This is a genomic window from Streptomyces sp. NPDC037242 (genome assembly GCF_055604165.1).
Map to the genome: position 1 here is coordinate 374,090 of NZ_JBVJUY010000002.1, position 20,271 is coordinate 394,360.

A 20,271-nucleotide genomic window follows, 5' to 3' on the forward strand; every position below is an offset into this window, starting at 1 on the left:
CTTCCGTCGTGCAGGTCACATCGAACGGCGGGTTTCATTGCCTGGAATGGCGGGAAACAAGCGTGGTTCGGGCAGGAGCCACCGTGGTTGCGGCCCCCTTGGCTTCGCACCCCTGACGGACCTCGGGACGTGTGGCCGAGATCATGTCCTTCCCACAGGAACCCTACGTCAACCCGGCACCTGTGAGCTGCCCGGAAGCGTGACAAGGATGCGGCATCCCCGTGACGATTCGGCCACTCCGATGTGCCCGCCGTGCAGTCCGACGGCCCAGCGGGCGATGGCCAGCCCCAGTCCGGTGCCTCCGTCCCCGCCGTGGGCGCTGCCCCGGTTGAACCGCTCGAAGACCCGGTGGCGCTCGGCCTCCGGGATCCCGGGACCCTCGTCCAGCACCTCCAGTGCCAGGCTCCCGGGCGCGTCGCCCGCTCGCGCGCGGACCGTGACCCGGCCGTGGGGGGGACTGTGCTTGAGCGCGTTGTCGATCAGGTTGGCCACGACCTGGTGCAGCCGCTCGGCGTCCGCGTACGCCGACAGCTCGGAGGGGAAGACGTCCAGGTGCAGGTGCACGTCGTTGCGGGTGTGCCCGCCCGAGCCGGTGGTGAGCCCCGGGCGGCCGGCGGCCGCCAGACCGGACTCCTTCAGCACCCCCGACAGGTAGGGCCACACCTCGAAGCGGCGGGCCCGCAGCGGTACCACCCCGTTGTCCACGCGGGACAGGTCCAGCAGGGTCTCCACCAGCCGGCCGAGGCGCTCGGTCTGCTTCAGCGCCGTCCGCATGGTCTCCGGATCGGGGTCCGAGACCCCGTCCACCACGTTCTCCAGCACCGCCCGCAGCGCCGCGATCGGCGTGCGCAGCTCGTGCGAGACGTTGGCGACGAGCTCCTTGCGGTGCCGGTCCACCGCCTCCAGGTCGTCCGCCATCAGGTTGATCGTGGAGGCCAGGTCGCCCAGCTCGTCACGGCGCCCCGCCCCGCGCACCCGGCGCGTGTAGTCCCCGTGGGATATCGCACGGGCCACCGTGGTCATGTCGTCCAGCGGCGCGGTCAGGCCGTGCGCCACGAACTGCGTGATCAGCATCGAGGCGATCACCGAGAACACCGTGATGAAGCGGAACTCGGTGTCCGTGCGCACGGCCACCATCAGCAGGCCCGTGGTGATGAAGACCGACACCACGACGAGCGTGCCCAGCTTGGTCTTGATCGAGAACGGCGAGAAGGGTCGCAGGCCCCCGCCGTGCGGCCGCCCGGAGCTCATGCCTGCGCCGGGGTCTCCAGGGCGTACCCGACGCCGTGGACCGTACGGATCCGCTCCGCGCCGATCTTCCGGCGCAGGGCCTTGATGTGGCTGTCGACGGTACGGGTCCCCGACGCGTCGGCCCAGTCCCACACCTCCGCCAGCAGCTGCTCCCGCGAGAGCACCGCCCGCGGCGTCCCCGCCAGGCACACCAGCAGGTCGAACTCGGTCGGCGTCAGGTGCACGTCCTCGGTCTGCACCCGGACCCGCCGCTGCGCGTGGTCGATCTCCAGGTCGCCGAGGCGCAGGGTGGCCCCGCGCGGTGCGTGCGCGGCGAGCGTGGCCCGCTCCACCCGCCGCAGCAGTACGTGGACCCGCGCGGCCAGCTCGCGCATCGAGAACGGCTTCGTCATGTAGTCGTCGGCCCCGACCCCGAGGCCGACGAGCAGGTCGGTCTCGTCGTCCCGCGCGGTGAGCATCAGCACCGGGACCGGCCGCTGGGCCTGGACGCGGCGGCAGACCTCCAGCCCGTCGAAGCCCGGCAGCATGACGTCGAGGACCAGCAGCTCGGGCTGCCAGCTCTCGGCCGCGGCCACCGCGGCCGGGCCGTCGTACGCCGTCTGCACCTGGAAGCCCTCGGCCCGCAGCCGGGCCGCGATGGCGTCGGCGATGGTGCGGTCGTCCTCGACCACGAGCACGCGCCGCTGGGCGCCGGGGGTGGCCGCGGCGCCGTTGTGGGTGGTGTGTGTCTGTTCCATGTCCCGCCCCTGAAGATCCCGCGTGATAGGGGTGCAGCGTAGAGGAGGCACCGGCCTGCGGCTATGCGTGGTTCCGACAGGGACGACTGCGGAGCGTGAGGGTGCCGGGCGCCGATCCCCCCACGGGAAAGGCGCCCGGCATATGCGGGGCCGTCAGGGGCCCCGCAGTATTCGGAATCAGATCTTCAGGCCGTGGCCGTGCGGGAAGACCGGGTTCTCGGTGTCGTTCGGGACGTCCGGGCGCGAGGCCTCGACCGCCGCCATCGAGCGCGGGAGCTCGAAGGGGAGCCGGCCCTCGGGGACGGCCCGGCCGAAGGCCACGTCCAGCAGCGCCGCGTCGCTCGCGCCGTAGTCGGCGATCAGCGCCGCCGCGCGCTCGGCGATCTCCGGGATGACGGCGGGGCGCTCCAGATTGATGCAGACCACCGTCGGGACGGCGTCGAGGAGGGCCAGGATCCGCGTCAGCTCCGGCTCGGCGAAGGCCAGCGAACCCGAGTGGAAGAAGGACTCGAAGATGTTCTCGCGCGGCTCGTGCGGGGTGCGCAGGCGCAGCACCGCCAGGTCCGCCGCGGCCGGCTCGGACACCGGTTCCCCGTATGCGGCGGCGACGGCCGCGTCCACGCCCTCGACGTACAGCTTCGGCCGGCCGGAGAGCGGGAGGGTGGCGCCGGTGTTGGTCAGGACGGTGAGGGAGCGCCGCTGGGCCGCGGCGCCGAGCGCGGCGAAGTCGGCCCGGCCGACCGTCTCCGCCGCCGCGTCCGGATCCACGTACGGGTTCTCGAACAGGCCGAGGGTGAACTTCTCGCGCAGCAGCCGGCGTACGGAGTCGTCGATGCGGGACTCGGCGACGCGGCCCGAGCGCACCAGCTCCACGACCACCTCCGGGCACTGCTCGCCGCCGAACTGGTCCGAGCCCGCGTCCAGGGCGCGGGCCGCGCGCTCGGCGGTGCCCAGGTGTTCCAGGCCCCAGGCCCGCGCCGGGTGCACCTCGCCGAAGATCGCGGCGTCGCTGAGCAGGCCCCAGTCGGTGCAGACGATGCCCTGGAAGCCGAGCTCCTCGCGCAGCAGACCGGTGACGACCCCCTTGTTGAAGCCGAAGCCGACCTCCTCCCAGTCGGTGCCGATGGGCTGGCCGTAGTACGGCATCATCTGCGCGCAGCCGGCCGCGACGGCCGCACGGAAGGGCTCCAGGTGGTGCTCGCGCATGCCGCCCGGATAGACCTGCTCCTTGCCGTGCGCGAAGTGCGGGTCCTCGCCGTCCTTCTGCGGGCCGCCGCCGGGGAAGTGCTTGACCATCGCGGAGACGGATCCGGTGCCGAGCACCTCGCCCTGCAGGCCCCGTACGTACGCCTGGACCAGCTCGCCCGTCAGTTCGGCGTCCGAGCCGAAGGTGCCCGACTGGCGGGCCCAGCGCGGCTCGGTCGCCAGGTCGATCTGCGGGTGCAGGGCGACGCGGAAGCCGACGGCGAGGTACTCGCGGCGGACCGTGTCGGCGAAGCGGTGCACGAGCTCGGGGTCGCCGATCGCGGCCAGGCCCAGGGCCTCGGGCCAGGCGGAGAAGGCGCCGGCGTTGAAGGAGGCGCCGATGTTGTCGGTGAAGGCGTGCCGGGGGTCGGTGGAGAGGGTGACGGGGATGCCGAGGCGGGTGCCCGCGGCCATCTCCTGGACGGCGTTCTGCCACAGGGCCATCTCGCGGGCGCCGTAGGTCCCGAGGAGGTTGAAGTGGGTGAGGGAGCGGCCCTCGATCAGCTCGGGGGTGGTGAAGGGGAGCATCGAGCCGTCGGTCTCGGTGACCGGGGTGCCGTCCGGGTTCATCATCAGCATCGAGTGGAAGAGCTGGCCGGCCTTCTCCTCCAGCGTCATGCGGGAGAGCAGGTCCTCCACGCGCTGCTCGACGGGGAGGGAGGCGTCCTTGTAGGCGGGGATGGCGTTCATGGCCGTACTCCTGAGGGCTGCGGGGAGCTCACCGTAAACGCGAAAACCATGCACCCACTAGGTTTTTGAAAGTGACCTGAATCACTCCCGTTCGGGGCGGAAAACCGCCGACGTCTAGGGGGTGTCTGGCGGGCGTCGCGACGCCGCGGACATCCGTCAGACACCCCCTAGGGTGGTCGGCATGGCACAGGACAAGAGGCGAACGGCTGCGAAGGCGGCGGGCCGGGGGACCTACGCGGTGGGCGACGCCCGCCGCCAGAAGATCCTCGACACCGCCGTCGAGCACTTCGCGCAGTGGGGCTACCACGCCTCCTCGCTCGCCCGGATCGCGAACGACTGCGGGATCACCCAGGGCGGACTGCTGCACCACTTCCGCAGTAAGGAGGACCTGCTGCTGTCCGTACTGGCCCAGAGCGAGCAGCACGACACGGAGCGGCTCTTCAGCGAGCCCGCCGAGTCGGTCGCCGCGCACTTCGCCACCGTCGTCGCCCTCGCCGCGGACAACACCCGCCGGCCCGGCATCGTACGGATGTACAACACGCTCGTCGGGGAGTCCGGGAATCCCGGGCATCCCGCGCACGAGTACTTCAAGCAGCGCTACGCGCGCGTCCTCGGCTACACCGTCGAACTGCTGGAGGCCGGGGTCGCGCGCGGCGAACTGCGGCCGGGGGCCGACTGCGAGGCGGTCGCCCGCGAGACCGTCGCCGTGATGGACGGGCTCCAGATCCAGTGGGTGCTGGACCCGCAGGGCGTGGACATGCCGGCCCGGCTGCGGGCCTTCCTGGACGGGCGGCTGCGGGAGATCTCGACGGCGGGCACGGGGCTCCCGACGGCGGGCTAGTGCTGCTGGTCGTGCTCGTCCTGCTCGTCCTGCTCCGCGGGGCCGCGCGGTCCGGCTATCCCTCGAACGCGGGCAGCGCCGCGATCACCTTCGCCAGGCCCGCCGGCACCGACCCCTCGGCGGCGGCCACCTCGTAGCCGCCGTGGACCACCGCGTAGGTGTACCCGTCGTAGACCGTCCCGCCCATGGAGACGCGGGGCAGGTGGGCGAAGTCCGCCTCCCGCAGCGCGGTGCGCAGCTTCGCCAGTTCGGCCGCCGACAGCTTGCCGGTGCCGGTCTGCTTCGCCTTCCCGTCGAGCCGCAGGAACGAGCCGTCGCCCTTGATCACCAGGCTGTGGGTCGTCCCGGCGAAGCCGCCGGTGCGCGTGACCCGCACCAGCATCTCGTCGGGGTCGGGCGCCTGGGGCGTGGGGCTCGCGCCCGGCGTCGCGGACCGGCTGGGAGCCGGGCTCCCGCCGTTGCTCCCGCTCGGCGTGGGCGTCGGTGTGGCCGTCGGCGTCGGAGATGCGCTGCCGGTGACACCGCCGTCGCCGGCAGGGCTCTGGTCCGACCCCTCCGAGGTGCACCCGCCCAGCACCAGTACGACTGGCAGGACGGCCGTGACCACGGCCGTTCGAAGCGCTCGCACACCCCACCCCCACAGGAAACCGGTCCGAACCCCGAGTATGGAGTCCGCACCACCCGCGCGGAAGCACCCGGAGGCCGACATCAGCCGTATTGCCCCCTGGCGTTGGCTGCCGCCGCTCGCCGCCGTCGCCCTCGGCCTCTGGGGCCTGGAGCGCGGCGGCAGCATGTGGCGCGACGAATCCGTCACCTGGCAGGCGGCGCACCGGCCGCTCGGCGGGCTCTGGGAGCTCCTCGGGCAGGTCGACGCCGTCCACGGCCTCTACTACCTGCTCATGCACGGGGTCTTCGCGGTGTGGGACACCGGCGTGGCGGACGGCGGCCTGTGGGCCCTGCGGCTCCCCTCCGTCGCCGCCACCGCCCTCGCCGCGGCCGGCGTGGCCGCCGTCGGGCACCGGCTGGCGGGGGAGCGGGCCGCGCTGCTCGCCGGCCTCGCCTACGCGGCGGCGCCGCCGGTGCAGATGTACGCCCAGGAGGGCCGCTCGTACGCCCTCGTCGCGGCGGCCGTGGCCTGGGCGACGTACCTGATGCTGCGCGAGCGCTGGGCCGCGTACGCCGCGGTGCTGCTGCTCGGCTGCTGGCTGCACGAGTTCGCCGTACTGGCCCTGCCCGCGCACGCCTTCGCGGCGTGGCGCTCGCGCGGCTGGCGGTGGAGCGCCGCGGCGGTCGTGGCCGGGGCGGCGCCGCTGGCCCTGGTCAGCGCCGGGCAGGCGCAGCAGCAGCTGGGCTGGCTCGGGCGGCCGAGCTGGCAGGACTGGACGGCGTACGGGGTGGCCGCGGGGGCCGCGCTGCTGCTCGCGCGGGGGGCCGCGCCGGCCCTGCGGCGGGTGGCCCTGCCGCTGGCGATGCTGCCGCCGGGGCTGCTGCTCGTGGTCTCGCTGGTCCACCCCTGGTACGTCGACCGGTACGTGCTCTACGCCCTGGCCGGGCTCGCCCTGCTGGCCGGTGCGCGGCTCGCGGACGCGCGCGGGCCGCTGCCGTGGCTGCTGGTGGCGGCGCTGCTGGTGTGGTTCGGCTGGTGGTCGGTGGGGCTGCGCACCCCGGAGAGCCGCAAGGACGACGTGCTCGCGGTGGCGGCGGCCGTCCGGGAGCAGGCCCGGCCGGGGGACGCGGTGCTGTTCCTGCCGTCGCGGCGGCGCGAGTGGCTGCTGTCCTCGCCCCAGCTGTACGGGTCCCTGCGCGACGTGGCGCTGGAACGCTCCCCGGCGGCCTCGCGCAGCCTCCAGGGCACGGAACTGCCCCCGGAGGAGATCCGGGCGGCGCTGCTGGGGGCCGACCGGGTGGTGGCGCTGCTGGACCCGGCGGGCCAGCCGCTGGACGGCTACCCGGCGGAGGCGGTCAAACGCCAGACCCTGGTCTCCTCCTTCGACCTGTGCTCGGTGACCCGGACCCGGGGCGCCCAAGTGGCCGTCTTCGCCCGCCCGGGAAGCTGCCGGTAGCCCTGCGGGGGCCGGGGCGCGCGGGGGCCCGCGCGGGCCGCACTGGAGGATGAGGGGGCGCCCCCGTCGGGTGGGCGACTGGTTCTGATGGAGGTGTCCATGCCGCTCCCGTACGAGAACGCCGTGTTCCGCGAGGCCGCGCTGCCCGGGCCGCTGCCCGGGCCGCTGGTCGGGGGCGACTGGCTGGCGGGGCGGCTCGGGGCCCCCGGCCTGGTCGTCCTCGACGCCTCCGTCGGCGCCCACCGCGGCGCGGACCACCGCATCCCGGGCGCGCGGCCCTTCGACCTGGACGGCGCCCTGTCCGCCCACGACGCCCCCGCGCCGCACGCCATGCCCGGCGCCGCCGAGTTCGCCGAGGCGATGCGGGACCTCGGCGTCGACGACACCGACACGGTGGTCGTCTACGACGGCGCCGGCGTCTACTCCAGCGCCCGCGCCTGGTGGATGCTGCGCGCCATGGGCTTCGACCGGGTCGCGGTCCTCGACGGCGGACTGCCCGCGTGGCGCGCCGCCGGGCGGGAGGTGGAGGCCCGCGGACCGGCGTACGAGGGACCGCGCGGCTCCTTCACCCCCCGCCCGCGCGACGGTCTGCTGGTGGACGCCGTCGCCGTCGCGGCAGCCCTCGTTGACCCGGCCGCGGCCGTACTGGACGCCCGTACCCGGGAGCGCTTCGCCGGCACCGCGCCCGAGCCGCGGCCGGGCCTGCGCGGCGGCCACATGCCCGGCGCGGCCAACCTCCCCTTCGGGGAGCTCCAGCGCGACGGCGGCCTGATGCTGTCGCCCGCGGAACTGCGCGCGGCGTTCGAACCGCTGGTCGGCGGGGTCGGCGACCGCGACCGGCTGCTGTTCAGCTGCGGTTCGGGCGTGACGGCGTGCGTCCTCGCCCTCGGCGCGACCCTCGCCGGGTACGGCGGGCTGGCGGTGTACGACGGCTCCTGGAGCGAGTGGGGCATGCCGTCCGACCGGCCGGTGGTGACGGGGGGTTGACCCGCCGGCGGTAACGGGGGGTAACCCCACTGCGTACCCGGGTACCGCCCCCATGGGCCGGGGGCGGCGCCGCGGCCAGGATCGGGGCATGCCCACTCGCCCCGCTCACGCCGCGTCATCCCGCCCCGCCCGTACGGCGATCGCCGCCCTCGGGGCCGGACTCCTGCTGGCCGGCTGCTGGTTCACGGACGACGGCCCGAAGAGGACCGCCACGGCCGACGCCACCGTCGGCGAGGCCGTCACGGCGGTCGAGGTCACCGGTGCCCGCGCCGGCTCCATCGAGGTCCGGCCCGGCACCGGCCCGGGTGTCACCATCCGCCGTACCGTCCACTACCGCGGCGACACCGTGCCCACGCCGGGGCAGCGGGTGGCCGACGGCGTGCTGACCTTCACCAACGGCTGTACGGGCACCGCCGGCTGCTACATCGACTACCGCCTGGAGGTCCCGGCCTCAGCCGCGGTCCGGCTCGACAGCAGCAGCGGCCACATCACGGTGACGGGTGTGGCGGCGGCCGATCTGTCCTCGGACTCCGGCGACGTGAAGGCCGACGGCATCGCCGGCCCGCTGAAGGTCCGTACCTCCTCGGGCCGGATCGCCGCCGCCGGCCTGTCCGGCCCGAGCGCGGACGTGCGCTCCGACTCGGGAGACGCCCGCCTGGACTTCGCGGCGGCCCCGAAGTCGGTGACCGCGGAGGCCTCTTCGGGCGACGTCACGCTGAAGGTCCCGGCGGCCCCGTACGAGATCGCGGTCTCCACCACCTCCGGCGACCGCGAGGTCACGCTCCCGACGACGCCCTCGGCCGCCTCCCGCCTCTCGGCGAAGACCACCTCGGGCGACGTCCACATCTCGGCGGCGGACTAGGGGGTGTCTGGCGGATGTCCGTGGCGACGCACCGGACGCCGCTCCCTCCCCACGGACACCCGCCAGACACCCCCTAGTCGGCGGTTCCCGCGCGCTCGGCGGCGCTCCGCTCGACGCAGAACTCGTTGCCCTCGGGGTCGGCCATGGTGACCCAGCCGGAACCGTCCGCCTTGCGGTGGTCGCCGACGACGGTGGCGCCCAGGGCGAGGATGCGCTCGACCTCCTCGTCGCGGGTCCGGTCCACGGGCTGAAGGTCCATGTGCACCCGGTTCTTCACGGTCTTGCCGTCGGGCACCGTGACGAACAGCAGAGCCGAGCCGGGCGCCGTGACCAGCGCCTCGGGGTCCCCGGGGAAGTCCTCGTCATCGAGCGAGCCGTCCAGGGCGCCGGCCCAGAACTGCCCCAGGCTGTAGGCGTCGGAGCAGTCAAAAGTGAGGTGTCGTACAAGAGAAGCCATGCGGCGCACTATCGGCGAGCCCCGCGGCCCATGTCCAGCGACTTAGGCAGCCACCGGCCCTGGACCGCCCGGAGGTGGTGTTCGCCCCGGGCGAACGGGGGTTGGGGAACATCCCGGGGCGCACATGCATTGAGTCGGCATAGCTCAACTTCACTGCCGGAGGGAAGATCATGGCTTCGACGTCCGTAACGCTCACTCTGCCCGTGCTGCCGCTTGACGACGAGGTCGTGCTGCCTGGGATGGTCGTTCCGCTGGACCTGTCCGACGCCGAAGTGCGCGGGGCCGTCGAGGCGGCCCAGGCCGCCGTCGGGAGCGGGAAGCCCCGGGTGCTGCTCGTGCCGCGGGTCGACGGGAAGTACGCGGGCACCGGGGTGCTGGGGACCGTCGAGCAGGTGGGGCGGCTCTCCGACGGGGATCCCGGCGCGCTGATCCGAGGCCGCGGGCGGGTCCGTATCGGCGCCGGGACCACCGGGCCGGGGGCCGCGCTCTGGGTCGAGGGCGAGACCGTCGAGGAGACCGTGCCGGACCCGCTACCGGGGGCCGTCACCGAGCTCGTCAAGGAGTACAAGGCGCTCGCCACCAGCTGGCTCAAGAAGCGCGGCGCCTGGCAGGTCGTGGACCGGGTCCAGCAGATCGAGGGGGTGTCGGCCCTGGCCGACAACTCCGGGTACTCGCCGTTCCTGAGCGTGGCCCAGAAGGTCGAGCTGCTGGAGACCGCCGACCCGGTCGCCCGGCTCAAGCTGGCGGTCAAGGCGCTCAGCGACCACCTCGCGGAGCAGGACGTCGCCGAGTCCATCGCCAAGGACGTACAGGACGGCGTCGACAAGCAGCAGCGCGAGTTCCTGCTCAAGCGGCAGCTGGAGGCCGTCCGCAAGGAACTGCGCGAGCTGAACGGCGAGAAGGACGGCGAGGAGTCCGACGACTACCGGGCCCGCGTCGAAGCGGCCGACCTGCCAGAGAAGGTACGGGAGGCCGCGCTCAAGGAGGTCGAGAAGCTGGAGCGCGCCAGCGACCAGTCGCCCGAGGGGTCCTGGATCCGCACCTGGCTGGACACCGTGCTCGAACTGCCCTGGAACGAGCGGACCGAGGACGAGTACGACATCCGCGGCGCCCGCGCCGTGCTCGACGCCGAGCACGCCGGGCTGAGCGACGTGAAGGACCGGATCACCGAGTACCTCGCCGTCCGCAAGCGACGCAGCGAGCGCGGGATGGGCGTGGTCGGCGGCCGCCGCGGCGGGGCCGTGCTGGCCCTCGTCGGCCCGCCCGGGGTGGGCAAGACCTCCCTCGGGGAGTCCGTGGCGCACGCGATGGGCCGCAAGTTCGTCCGCGTCGCCCTGGGCGGCGTACGGGACGAGGCCGAGGTCCGCGGCCACCGCCGCACCTACGTCGGCGCCCTGCCGGGCCGGATCGTACGGGCCATCAAGGAAGCCGGCTCGATGAACCCCGTGGTGCTGCTCGACGAGATCGACAAGGTGGGGTCCGACTTCCGGGGAGACCCGGCCGCGGCCCTGCTGGAGGTCCTGGACCCGGCGCAGAACCACACCTTCCGCGACCACTACCTGGAGGTCGAGCTCGACCTGAGCGACGTGGTCTTCCTGGCCACCGCCAACGTGCTGGAAGCCATCCCGGAGGCGCTCGCCGACCGCATGGAGCTGGTCCGGCTCGACGGCTACACCGAGGACGAGAAGGTCGTCATCGCCCGCGACCACCTGCTGCCGCGCCAACTGGAGCGCGCCGGGCTGGGCGTGGAGGAAGTCGTCCTGGAGGAGGAGGCGCTCAGGAAGCTGGCGGGCGAGTACACCCGCGAGGCGGGCGTGCGCACCCTGGAGCGGTCCATCGCGCGGCTGCTGCGCAAAGTCGCCTCGCAGCACGAGCTGGGCGAGCGGGAGCTGCCGCTGAGCATCGGCGCGGGCGACCTGCGGGCGCTGATCGGCCGGCCGCACCACGTGCCGGAGTCCGCGCAGGACCCGGCCGAGCGGCGCACCGCCGTGCCCGGCGTGGCCACCGGCCTCGCGGTGACCGGCGCGGGCGGCGACGTGCTCTTCGTCGAGGCCTCGCTGTCCGACCCCGAGACGGGCGCGGCCGGGCTCACGCTGACCGGACAGCTCGGCGACGTCATGAAGGAGTCGGCGCAGATCGCGCTGAGCTTCCTGCGCTCGCACGGCGCGGAGCTGGAGCTCCCGGTGGCCGACCTGAAGGACCGGGGCGTGCACATCCACTTCCCGGCGGGCGCGGTGCCCAAGGACGGCCCGAGCGCGGGCATCACCATGACGACGGCGCTGGCCTCGCTGCTGTCCGGGCGTCAGGTCCGCACGGACGTGGCCATGACCGGTGAGGTGTCGCTGACCGGGCGCGTCCTGCCGATCGGCGGCGTCAAGCAGAAGCTGCTCGCCGCGCACCGGGCCGGGCTGACCACCGTCATCATCCCGAAGCGGAACGAGGCCGACCTGGACGATGTCCCGGCCGAGGTGCTGGAGGGGCTGGAGGTGCACCCGGTGACGGACGTGCGCCAGGTCCTGGAGCTCGCGCTCGCCCGGCAGGAGGTCTCCTTCACCACGGCCGCCTGATCCGTCAGACACCCCCTGGACGACCCGGGCCCGGGAACCCGCTCCGGCGGGGTCCCGGGCCTCGGGCGCGCCCGTTGCGAAATACTGGGGGCCGACGCGGCGGAGCGCCGCACCCCACCGAAGGAGCAGGACGTGCACGGGAGCGAAGACCAGGAGTTCCTTGCCCTGGAGCGGGAGCTGTCCGTCTTCCTCCGGCGCGCCCGGGCCTCCTCCGGCGAGATGGCCCGTGCCCTGCACCCCGAGCTGGAGCCGGCCGCGTACGGGCTCCTGACGCGTCTGGAGGCCGCGGGCCGCCAGCGGGCCACCGAACTCGCCGCGTACTTCGGGGTCGGCAAGGCCACCATGAGCCGCCAGCTGCGCGCCCTGGAGGTGCTGGGCCTGGTGGCCCGCGAGCCGGACCCGGCGGACGGCCGGGCCTTCCTCGTCGGGCTCACGGACGAGGGCCGCGAGCGCTTCTTGCGGGTACGGGACGCCCGGCGCGAGCAGTACATGCGCAAGCTCGCCGACTGGGACCGGGGCGAGGTCGCGGAACTGGCCCGGCTGCTGAACCAGTTGAACGCGGGCGTCGAGTAGCAGGGAGCCGGCCCGGGCCGCGTCCTCAGAGCTCCGCGTACACCGCCGAGGCGTCGTCGTGCCGCTTGCCGCGCGCGACCGGGCGGCCCGGGTCCGACTCCAGGGCCCGGACCCGGCCGATCAGTTCCTGCGCCCCCTCCTTGCGCAGCACCGCCAGGCACTCGGCCCAGCCGCCCTCCCCGAAGGTGTCCGTCCACCGGCTGGCCCCGTCCGTGAGCGCGGCCACCGCCCGGACCTGCGACCGCGGGGTGCGCCCGGTGACCGCCCGCGCGGCCACCGACGGGTCGGCGGCCGCGGTGAAGAAACCGCCCTCGGCGTTGCGCAGCGCGTCCGCCCGCTCCGCCGAACGCAGCGCCTCGCGCGGGATCCGGTCCAGCCGGTCGTCGAGGACGGCCGTCACCTCACCGCCGGGCGCCTGGAGCAGGAGTACGGAGTCCGAGAGCACCAGGTGCTCGACCCAGTCCTCGTCCCAGCGCACGACGACCACCGTCGCCTGCGGGGTGCGTACGTGAGAAAGGTCACAGGTGTCGCGGTGGGCCCCGGCGGTGGCGGTGATGGACTCCGCAAGGATCCGGCTCAGCGGCATGTCCCGCCGCGATCCGGACAGTTCGGTCAATCGGCCGCCGAGCCGGGTCGCGAACCAGGGCACCCCGTGCGCGCAGCCGACCTCGCCGCGCGGCGGGGTGACCCCGTCCAGGGTGACGAGCACGCCGCCGCCCGACGCGGGGATCGCGGCCGACACCCAGTCCTCATTGGGGCGTTCCGGGCTGCCGGGGACCGAGGCCAGGTCAATGCGCATACGGACATTCTGCCCGGCGGGGCCCCGCGGTGCGGCTCGGCCCGCCAAAAGTCCGTACCAATGCCGGGGCAGTTGGGGCCCATGAGGCGTGCGGAGCCGGGTGTGGCACAGGAGGCGCCGCCCGGAGATGTGGGCGGGCATACTGCCAAAAGCCGCATCGATCTTTCAACCGCCTGTCCACGGCCGCGCCCTGACACCCGATCTCCGAGTTGGTTGCCAACTCATCCGTGATGTTCACTCCTTCGAGTGGCCGGGTGGGCGATGGGCGGCTCTCTCCCCAACACACTGCGATGGTCTGTGGCGGTACGAGGGGGCAAGGAGCGTTTACTTGTTGACCGGCCGTTACCTCGGCCACACGAGTAGACGAGCAGCACGAGCAACACGTACAGGATTGCGAGCACCGGTGCAGAAGAAGCGGTCTCGGCAGAACGGCACCGCCCCCGACGGGCCGGCCCCCGCAGGACGCCGCGTCCGCGTGCGCAGCCGCCTGGTCATCGGCGTCGCCGTGGCCGGACTCACCGTCCTCGCGGCCGGCGCCCCCGCCGCCGTCTCCGCGTCGGCGGACCTGAACGACTCCCAGCGCCTGGTCACGCTCGCCGAGCAGACCCGGCAGACCCTCACCCTCTCCCACCTCCTCGGCGACGAGCGCGACGCCGTCATCGAGTACGTGGCCAAGGGCCGCCCCGGCGCCGCCGCCAAGGGCCCCGTCCAAGAGCGCTTCGCCCGCACCGACCGGCAGCTCGCCGAGGTCCAGGCGGACGCCGACGAGGAGCTCGCCCGCGCCATCGGCCGGGTCCGGGCCGTACGGACCGAGGCCGTCGACGGCAAGGGCACCGCCCTCGCCGCCCATCAGGCCTACGCCGGCGTCATCGCCGAACTCCTCGCCCCCGGAAACCGGCTCGCCGAGCTCACCCCTCCGCGCGCCGAGGCCGCCCTCGCCACCACCCGGCCGCTGGCCCCCCTGGGCCAGGCCGTGGAACAGGCCGCGGCCACCCGTGGACTGCTGCTCGCCGCGTTGGCCGTCCCCCGCGGCGAGCAGCTCCCCAACTCGGCCGTGGTGGACGAACTCACCACCGCCGCCCAGCGTGCCCGCGTACGGGAACAGGCCGCCCTGGACGACTTCGCCCGGGCCGCGCGCCCCGACGTACGCCAGACCCTCGCCGCGACCGTCACCGGACCCGAGGTCAAGACGGCCGACGACTACCTCAGACGCCTCACCGACCGGCCGACCCTCGCGCCCGCCGACCGCAGGCTCGACGGGCCCGCCGTCGGCTCCGCGCTCACCGCCCGCATCGACCGGATGCGCTCGGTGGAATCCACCCTCGCCGGCCAGCGGGCCACCGCGCTGGCCGCGCTGCGGGACGACGACGTCACCTCGCTGGAGGTGCTCGTCGCCTTCATCGGCCTGCTGTTCCTGGTCACCGTCGCCGTCTCCACGGCGGTCGCCCGCTCCCTGACCCGCCCGCTGTCGGTGCTCCGGCGCGGCGCGGCCCGGCTGGCGACCCCCGAGGGCTCGGTGGAACCGGTGCGGTTCACGGGCCGCAACGACGAGTTCGCCGAGGTCGTCCGCCACCTCAACGCGGTACGCGACCAGACGGTCTCCCTGCACACCCGGATCGCCGGGCTGGACGCGGACCGCCGCCGGATCATCGGCCGCAACGAGGCGCTGGCTTCGGGCCGCGAGGTGCTGGAGGACGAGCTCGCGCAGCTGCGGGCGGGGCTGGAGGAGCACCGCCGCATCATGTCGACGACCTCGGTCTCCCTCTCGCTGCGCACGCTCGGCCTGGTGGAGCGCCAGCTCGCCGTCATCGAGGAGCTGGAGTCCAAGGAGCAGGACCCGGACCGGCTGGCGACCCTGTTCAAGCTGGACCACCTGGCGACCGTGATGCGCCGCCACAACGAGAACCTGCTGGTCCTGGCCGGTCAGGAGCACGGCCACGGACAGGCCGCCGCGGTGCCGCTGGTGGACGTCATGCGGGCGGCGGTCAGCGAGATCGAGCGCTACGAGCGGGTCGACCTGGCCGCGCTGCCCTCGTACACGCAGGTGGCCGGCCACGCGGCCGACGACATCTCGCACGTGCTGGCGGAACTGCTAGAGAACGCGACCACCTTCTCGCCGCCGGACGCCAAGGTGAAGGTGTCCGGCCGGCTGCTGGACTCCGGTGACGTGGTGCTGTCCGTCCTGGACGCGGGCATCGGGGTCACCGGGGACCGGCTGGAGTCGCTGAACTCCCGGCTCGCCACGCCGGAGGCCTACGACGAGGAGCCCGAGTCGGAACACGGCCTGGGCCTCGGCCTGTACGTGGCCGGGCGGCTCGCGGCGCGGCACGGGGTGACGGCGGAGCTCCGCGCGGCGCAGTACGGCGGGACCGAGGCCCTGGTGGTCGTCCCGGCGGCGCTGCTGCCGGACACGCTGCCGGTCTCGCCGGTGCACACCCTGGCGGCTCCGGGGGCGCAGGCCCTGCACCTGCCGGGCGTGATCGCCGAGGCGAACCAGAACACCCTCCAGGGACGACTGCGGGACCTCACGGATCCCGAGCCGACCGCCGGGCCGGAGCCCATCGCCGAGCCCGAACCGATCGCCGAGCCCGAGCCGCAGACGGAGTTCCTCGCCGACCCCGAGCCCGAGCTCGCACCCGAGCCCGAGCCCGAGCTCGCACCCGAGCCGGAACCGGCCGCCGAGTCGGACCCCGAACCGCAGCCCGTGCCCGCGCCCGCGCGGTTCGCCGCCGAGGACGGGCAGTTGCCGCCCGCCGAGCAGGTGTTCACCGTTCCGGCCCAGGGGGACCCGGGCGAGGAACTGCTCGCGCGGGTCGTACCCGACCCGGCGCCCGAGCCGCACGGCCACGCCCCCGCCGCCGACGACGACTGGCTGCCCCGCCGGGGCAGCCACCCCGTGGCCGAGACCGTGGCCGATGCCGATGCGCACGCCGAGCCCGTCACCGACAAGGGCCTGCCCAAGCGGACCCCGCGGGTCGTGGCCGCCGGGCGCGGGGACGACGTACGGCCGCAGCCGCACCGGGTGGACGCCGACGAACTGCGCCGCCGGCTCGGCGGGTTCTACCGGGGCGCCCAGGACGGACGGCGCGTCGCCGCCGCGGAGATCGCGCAGGACCGGAGCCAGGACCGGAATCAGGGGCAGGACCAAGGGCAGGACCAAGGGCAGGACCAAAGGCAGACCGACCGGGGGGACACCGCACAGGAGGCACGCACATGACCGCGCCCAGTACGTACGGACTGAGCAGCCAGGCCCGCAACCTTCAGTGGCTGCTGACCGACCTGGTCGAGGAGGTGCCCGGCGTCGACTCCGTGGCCGTCGTGTCCTCGGACGGGCTGCTGCTGCTCTCCTCCGACCCCGTGGCGGAGCCGGACCAGCCACCCGCCGCGCGCCCCAAGGGCCCACGCGGCGCCTCCGCCGACCTGGCCACCATCGTCTCCGGCCTCGGCAGCCTCACCACCGGCGCAGCCGCCCTCATGGACGGCGGCGCGGTGAAGCAGACCATGGTGGCCATGGAGCACGGTTCCGTGTTCGTCATGGCCATCAGCGACGGCTCGCTCCTCGGCGTGCACGCCGCCCCCGACTGCGACATGAGCGTCGTCGCCTACCACATGGCCCTGTTCGTCGGCCGCGCCGGCCACGTCCTGACCCCCGAAGTCCGCAGTGAGCTGCGCCAGTCGATGGAGAGAACAGCGTGAGGAGTCCGGCCTCCGACCGGCTGCCGATACGCGGCGCCGACCGCCGCCCCGCCCGCGTCCGCCCGTACTCCCTCACGGGCGGCCGGACCCGCGTCGCGCACGTCCTGCTGGTGGAGACCTTCGTCGCCGCCCTGGACACCAAGGCGTCCCAGCCGCAGAAGCCCGACCGCATGCCCGAGATGCCCGCCATCGTCGAGGTCTGCCGCCGCATGCGCACGATCGCCGAGATCGCCGCGCTGCTGAAGCTGCCGCTCGGGGTGGTCCGCGTCCTGGTCAGCGACCTGGCCGACCAGGGAAGGCTGCGCGTCTACGGGACCGGGACCGGGCACGGCACCGGCCGCCCCGAACGCGCACTGCTCGAAAGGGTGCTCGGTGGTCTTCGCCGTCTCTGACTCCGCCGGCCGGGACGCGGGGACCGCCGACGATCCCGCACAGCCCTGGCAGTACGACCGCTCGCGCGCGCCCGTAGCCGTCAAGGTGCTGGTCGCGGGCGGGTTCGGCGTCGGCAAGACCACCTTCGTCTCCTCCGTCTCCGAGATCACCCCGCTGCGCACCGAGGCGGTGATGACCCAGGCCAGCGTCCCCACCGACGACCTGTCCGCGACCCCGGACAAGCACACCACCACCGTCGCGATGGACTTCGGGCGCGTCACGCTCGACGACGACCTCGTGCTGTACGTGTACGGGACGCCGGGGCAGGAACGTTTCTGGTTCATGTGGGACGACCTCGTCCGCGGAGCCATCGGCGGGATCGTGCTGGCCGACACGCGCAGGCTGCGCGACTGCTTCCCCGCCCTCGACTACTTCGAGAGCTGCGGGCTGCCGTACGCCGTCGCCGTCAACCACTTCGAGGGCACCCGCGCGTACGAGCCCGAGGACGTGCGCGAGGCGCTGACCATCCCGCCCCACGTGCCCGTCGTGATCATGGACGCACGGCGCCGGGCCACGGTCGTCGAGTCCCTGCTGACCCTGGTGGGCCACGCCCTCGACGCGACGCCCGAATAGCCCGTACAACCGAATCGAGAACGTGAAATGCGCAGGATACTCGTCGTCGGCGCCGGTCAGTCCGGTCTCCAGCTCGCCCTCGGACTCCAGTCCAAGGGGTACGAGGTCACCCTCATGTCCAACCGGACGGCGGACGAGATCCGCACCGGCCGGGTCATGTCCACGCAATGCATGTTCGACACCGCGCTCCAGCACGAGCGGGACCTCCAGCTGAACTTCTGGGAGCAGCAGGCACCGAGGATCCAGGGCCTGGGCGTCTCGGTCGCCGCCCCCGACTCCGGCCGCGCCGTCGACTGGCTCGGCCGGCTGAAGGGCTACGCGCAGTCCGTCGACCAGCGCGTGAAGATGGCGGGCTGGCTGGACACCTTCGCCCAGCGCGGCGGGCAGTTGGTCATCCACGGCGCGTCCGTCGCCGACCTGGACTACTTCTCCCGTACGTACGACCTCGTGCTGGTCGCCGCCGGCAAGGGCGAGCTGGTGCAGATGTTCGGGCGGGACGCCGCGCGCTCCCCGTACGACGCCCCGCAGCGGGCACTGGCGGTCAGCTACGTGCACGGGCTCGGGCCGCGCCCCGAGCACCCGGACACCGAGGCCGTGCGCTGCAACCTGGTGCCGGGCGTGGGCGAGCTGTTCACCATGCCGACGCTGACCACCTCGGGCCGGGCGGACATCCTGTTCTGGGAGGGCCTGCCGGGCGGACCGCTGGACGTGTTCAACGGGGTGCGGGACCCGGCGGAGCACCTGGCTCTGACGCTGGAGCTGATGGAGAAGTTCACGCCGTGGGAGTACGCGCGGGCGAAGAACGTGGAGCTGACGGACGCGGGCGCCACGCTCGCCGGCCGCTACGCGCCCGTCGTGCGCAACCCGATCGGCCGGCTCCCCGGCGGCGGCCTGGTGCTGGGCGTCGCGGACGTGGTCGTGGCGAACGACCCGATCACCGGGCAGGGCTCGAACTCCGCCTCCAAGTGCGCGGCCTCGTACCTCTCCTCGATCCTCATGCACGGTGACAAGCCGTTCGACGAGGCGTGGATGAAGGCGACCTTCGACAAGTTCTGGTTCACCACCGGCAAGCCGGTGACCCAGTGGACGAACGCGATGCTGGGCGTCCCGCCGGAGCACGTGCTGAACCTGATCGGGGCGGCCGGGCAGCTCCAGCCGGTGGCGAATCGATTCGCCAACGGCTTCGACAACCCGGCCGACTTCGACGCGTACTTCTACGACCCCGAGGACGCGGCGGACTACCTGGCGGAGGTCGCGTCGGCCGCCTCCGCCTCGGACCCGGCCTCCGCCGCCTCCGCCGTCGTCGACCCGGAATCCGGTCCGGACTCCGCGGAGTAGCCGGTGTCGTCCCCCGCCGCGGCCGCCTCGGGCAGCGGCGGCGGGGCGAAGGCGGCCAGGGGAGTGCCGTCCGGGTCCGGTCGGACCGCCCCGAGCAGCGGATTCGCGGCGATCGGCGAGACCTTCACGGTGGCGCCGGGCCGCGGGGCCTGGATCACCTTCCCGTCTCCGATGTACAGGGCCACGTGCGTGGCGGTGGGGAAGTACACCACCAGGTCCCCGGGCCGCAGCCGGTCGAGCGGCACCTTGGGCAGCTGTGCCCACTGCTCCTGGCTGGTACGGGGGATCGCGCGGCCGGCGTGCGCCCAGGCCTGCGAGGTCAGCCCCGAGCAGTCGAAGGACCCCGGCCCCTCGGCGCCCCAGACGTACGGTTTGCCGATCTGCGCGGTCGCGTAGGTCAGGGCCGCCCCGCCGGCCGCGGTGGGTGTACGGGTCGCGGCGGGGCCGAGCCTGCCGGAGCCGACCAACGCCCGCTGCGCGGCGGCGGTGTTCTCGGCCTCGCGGGTGCCGAGCTGGGTGAGCTGCTCGGGGGTGAGCGAGGCCAGGACCTTCTCCACCTCCTTGAGCTGGAGCGCGACCTCGGCCTGGTGCCGCTTCTTCTCCTTCGCGAGCTGCTGCTCGGAGTCCAGGGCCTTGCGGGCCGCGGTGGCGAGCGAGTCGGCCTGCCGCTCGCCCCGCGTGAGCCGGGCCAGTACGCCGGCCCGCCGGGCCCCCTCGCGGGCGGCGAGCCGGCGCTGGTCGAGGGCGCTCTGCGGGTCTCCGGAGAACAACATCCGGGCGTACGGGGAGAATCCGCGGGCCCCCCGGTACTGCTCCCGCGCCAGGCGCCCGGCGGCGGCCTGTTCGGCCCCGAGGGCGCCCCGGACCCTGTCGAGCTCGACGCTGAGGCGCTGCTCCTCGCCCTGCCGGGCGGTGAGCGCGACTTCGGCGGAGTTGTAGGCCTCGGTGGCCTGTTCGGCCTTCTGGTAGAGCCCTTGCAGCCGGGTGAGCAGCACGCCGACGGGTTCGGCGGGGGCGGCGGGTTCGGCGCGGGCGGGCGGCGCGGTCGCGGGCGCGGTCGCGGTCGCGACGAGGGCCGCGGCGACGCAGGCGGCGCGGAGCAGCCGAGCTGACACGTGATCACCTCCAGGAGCAGCCGATGCTGCCACGCCCGGTATGAC

18 protein-coding genes are annotated in these 20,271 nt (G+C 73.9%); 11 read left to right on the forward strand and 7 right to left on the reverse strand.

What is annotated here, in order from left to right; translation table 11 throughout:
- Positions 1-168 precede the first annotated feature (168 nt).
- The 3 genes from ACZ7GJ_RS04555 to ACZ7GJ_RS04565 all read right to left on the reverse strand — a co-directional run bounded on the left by ACZ7GJ_RS04555 (position 169) and on the right by ACZ7GJ_RS04565 (position 3,923).
- Positions 169-1,251: a HAMP domain-containing sensor histidine kinase gene (locus tag ACZ7GJ_RS04555; RefSeq protein WP_470749334.1), complete on the reverse strand. Its 1,083-nt coding sequence runs from the start codon at positions 1,249-1,251 to the stop codon at positions 169-171.
- Positions 1,248-1,988, reverse strand: a complete 741-nt coding sequence (locus ACZ7GJ_RS04560; protein ID WP_365926494.1) for a response regulator transcription factor — start codon at positions 1,986-1,988, stop codon at positions 1,248-1,250. Before ACZ7GJ_RS04560 ends, ACZ7GJ_RS04555 begins: the two co-directional genes overlap by 4 nt.
- Positions 1,989-2,165: 177 nt before the next feature.
- A complete protein-coding gene (locus ACZ7GJ_RS04565) occupies positions 2,166-3,923 on the reverse strand; it encodes a glycoside hydrolase family 3 protein (RefSeq protein WP_470749336.1) in 1,758 nt (585 codons plus the stop codon).
- A gap of 181 nt (positions 3,924-4,104) precedes the next feature.
- Here ACZ7GJ_RS04565 and ACZ7GJ_RS04570 point away from each other — a divergent pair, with 181 nt between their 5' ends.
- Positions 4,105-4,764 (forward strand): TetR family transcriptional regulator, encoded by a 660-nt coding sequence (locus ACZ7GJ_RS04570; protein ID WP_470749338.1) that lies wholly within the window; start codon positions 4,105-4,107, stop codon positions 4,762-4,764.
- A gap of 55 nt (positions 4,765-4,819) precedes the next feature.
- On the opposite strand, the gene ACZ7GJ_RS04575 is transcribed toward ACZ7GJ_RS04570, so the two are convergent.
- Positions 4,820-5,392: a hypothetical protein gene (locus ACZ7GJ_RS04575; RefSeq protein WP_470749340.1), complete on the reverse strand. Its 573-nt coding sequence runs from the start codon at positions 5,390-5,392 to the stop codon at positions 4,820-4,822.
- Between the two features lie 37 nt (positions 5,393-5,429).
- Between ACZ7GJ_RS04575 and ACZ7GJ_RS04580 the strand changes: the two genes are divergently transcribed.
- The 3 genes from ACZ7GJ_RS04580 (at position 5,430) to ACZ7GJ_RS04590 (ending at position 8,676) form a co-directional block, all read left to right on the forward strand.
- Positions 5,430-6,827, forward strand: a complete 1,398-nt coding sequence (locus ACZ7GJ_RS04580) for a glycosyltransferase family 39 protein (RefSeq protein WP_470749342.1) — start codon at positions 5,430-5,432, stop codon at positions 6,825-6,827.
- Positions 6,828-6,926: 99 nt separating this feature from the next.
- The gene (locus ACZ7GJ_RS04585) at positions 6,927-7,814 is read left to right on the forward strand and encodes a sulfurtransferase (RefSeq protein ID WP_470749344.1); all 888 of its coding nucleotides are present in this window, start codon (positions 6,927-6,929) and stop codon (positions 7,812-7,814) included.
- Between the two features lie 88 nt (positions 7,815-7,902).
- On the forward strand, positions 7,903-8,676 hold the full coding sequence (locus ACZ7GJ_RS04590) for a DUF4097 family beta strand repeat-containing protein (RefSeq protein WP_470749346.1): 774 nt from the start codon (positions 7,903-7,905) through the stop codon (positions 8,674-8,676).
- Between the two features lie 73 nt (positions 8,677-8,749).
- Here ACZ7GJ_RS04590 and ACZ7GJ_RS04595 read toward each other — a convergent pair whose 3' ends face one another.
- Complete coding sequence (locus ACZ7GJ_RS04595; RefSeq protein WP_470749348.1) at positions 8,750-9,133, reverse strand: VOC family protein; 384 nt, start codon at positions 9,131-9,133, stop codon at positions 8,750-8,752.
- A gap of 170 nt (positions 9,134-9,303) precedes the next feature.
- On the opposite strand from ACZ7GJ_RS04595, the gene lon reads away from it, so the two are divergent.
- Both lon and ACZ7GJ_RS04605 read left to right on the forward strand, forming a co-directional pair.
- Positions 9,304-11,700 carry an endopeptidase La gene (gene lon, locus ACZ7GJ_RS04600; RefSeq protein WP_470749350.1) on the forward strand — a complete coding sequence of 799 codons (2,397 nt, stop codon included), beginning with the start codon at positions 9,304-9,306 and terminating at the stop codon, positions 11,698-11,700.
- A gap of 132 nt (positions 11,701-11,832) precedes the next feature.
- Positions 11,833-12,273 (forward strand): MarR family winged helix-turn-helix transcriptional regulator, encoded by a 441-nt coding sequence (locus tag ACZ7GJ_RS04605; protein ID WP_365926506.1) that lies wholly within the window; start codon positions 11,833-11,835, stop codon positions 12,271-12,273.
- A gap of 25 nt (positions 12,274-12,298) precedes the next feature.
- On the opposite strand, the gene ACZ7GJ_RS04610 is transcribed toward ACZ7GJ_RS04605, so the two are convergent.
- A complete protein-coding gene (locus ACZ7GJ_RS04610) occupies positions 12,299-13,072 on the reverse strand; it encodes a protein phosphatase 2C domain-containing protein (protein ID WP_470749352.1) in 774 nt (257 codons plus the stop codon).
- Positions 13,073-13,475: 403 nt separating this feature from the next.
- On the opposite strand from ACZ7GJ_RS04610, the gene ACZ7GJ_RS04615 reads away from it, so the two are divergent.
- Genes ACZ7GJ_RS04615 through ACZ7GJ_RS04635 form a run of 5 tightly spaced genes read left to right on the forward strand, consistent with a single transcriptional unit; the run spans position 13,476 to position 19,111 of the window.
- Positions 13,476-16,289: a sensor histidine kinase gene (locus tag ACZ7GJ_RS04615; RefSeq protein ID WP_470749354.1), complete on the forward strand. Its 2,814-nt coding sequence runs from the start codon at positions 13,476-13,478 to the stop codon at positions 16,287-16,289.
- A complete protein-coding gene (locus ACZ7GJ_RS04620; RefSeq protein WP_470749356.1) occupies positions 16,286-16,768 on the forward strand; it encodes a roadblock/LC7 domain-containing protein in 483 nt (160 codons plus the stop codon). Before ACZ7GJ_RS04615 ends, ACZ7GJ_RS04620 begins: the two co-directional genes overlap by 4 nt.
- A complete protein-coding gene (locus ACZ7GJ_RS04625) occupies positions 16,765-17,160 on the forward strand; it encodes a DUF742 domain-containing protein (RefSeq protein ID WP_470749358.1) in 396 nt (131 codons plus the stop codon). The genes ACZ7GJ_RS04620 and ACZ7GJ_RS04625 overlap by 4 nt, the downstream gene beginning before the upstream one ends.
- Positions 17,141-17,773 (forward strand): GTP-binding protein, encoded by a 633-nt coding sequence (locus ACZ7GJ_RS04630; RefSeq protein WP_470749360.1) that lies wholly within the window; start codon positions 17,141-17,143, stop codon positions 17,771-17,773. Before ACZ7GJ_RS04625 ends, ACZ7GJ_RS04630 begins: the two co-directional genes overlap by 20 nt.
- Before the next feature lie 27 nt (positions 17,774-17,800).
- Positions 17,801-19,111: a styrene monooxygenase/indole monooxygenase family protein gene (locus ACZ7GJ_RS04635; RefSeq protein ID WP_470749362.1), complete on the forward strand. Its 1,311-nt coding sequence runs from the start codon at positions 17,801-17,803 to the stop codon at positions 19,109-19,111.
- Here ACZ7GJ_RS04635 and ACZ7GJ_RS04640 read toward each other — a convergent pair.
- Positions 19,012-20,226: a C40 family peptidase gene (locus ACZ7GJ_RS04640; protein ID WP_470749364.1), complete on the reverse strand. Its 1,215-nt coding sequence runs from the start codon at positions 20,224-20,226 to the stop codon at positions 19,012-19,014. The genes ACZ7GJ_RS04635 and ACZ7GJ_RS04640 overlap by 100 nt on opposite strands.
- Positions 20,227-20,271 lie beyond the last annotated feature (45 nt).

Bases quoted from the DNA above. Each gene is read 5' to 3' on its own strand.
- ACZ7GJ_RS04555 (WP_470749334.1), bottom strand. From the start codon at position 1,251: ATGAGCTCCGGGCGGCCGCACGGCGGGGGCCTGCGACCCTTCTCGCCG.
- ACZ7GJ_RS04560 (WP_365926494.1), bottom strand. From the start codon at position 1,988: ATGGAACAGACACACACCACCCACAACGGCGCCGCGGCCACCCCCGGC.
- ACZ7GJ_RS04565 (WP_470749336.1), bottom strand. From the start codon at position 3,923: ATGAACGCCATCCCCGCCTACAAGGACGCCTCCCTCCCCGTCGAGCAG.
- ACZ7GJ_RS04570 (WP_470749338.1), top strand. From the start codon at position 4,105: ATGGCACAGGACAAGAGGCGAACGGCTGCGAAGGCGGCGGGCCGGGGG.
- ACZ7GJ_RS04580 (WP_470749342.1), top strand. From the start codon at position 5,430: ATGGAGTCCGCACCACCCGCGCGGAAGCACCCGGAGGCCGACATCAGC.
- ACZ7GJ_RS04585 (WP_470749344.1), top strand. From the start codon at position 6,927: ATGCCGCTCCCGTACGAGAACGCCGTGTTCCGCGAGGCCGCGCTGCCC.
- ACZ7GJ_RS04590 (WP_470749346.1), top strand. From the start codon at position 7,903: ATGCCCACTCGCCCCGCTCACGCCGCGTCATCCCGCCCCGCCCGTACG.
- ACZ7GJ_RS04595 (WP_470749348.1), bottom strand. From the start codon at position 9,133: ATGGCTTCTCTTGTACGACACCTCACTTTTGACTGCTCCGACGCCTAC.
- lon (WP_470749350.1), top strand. From the start codon at position 9,304: ATGGCTTCGACGTCCGTAACGCTCACTCTGCCCGTGCTGCCGCTTGAC.
- ACZ7GJ_RS04610 (WP_470749352.1), bottom strand. From the start codon at position 13,072: ATGCGCATTGACCTGGCCTCGGTCCCCGGCAGCCCGGAACGCCCCAAT.
- ACZ7GJ_RS04620 (WP_470749356.1), top strand. From the start codon at position 16,286: ATGACCGCGCCCAGTACGTACGGACTGAGCAGCCAGGCCCGCAACCTT.
- ACZ7GJ_RS04635 (WP_470749362.1), top strand. From the start codon at position 17,801: ATGCGCAGGATACTCGTCGTCGGCGCCGGTCAGTCCGGTCTCCAGCTC.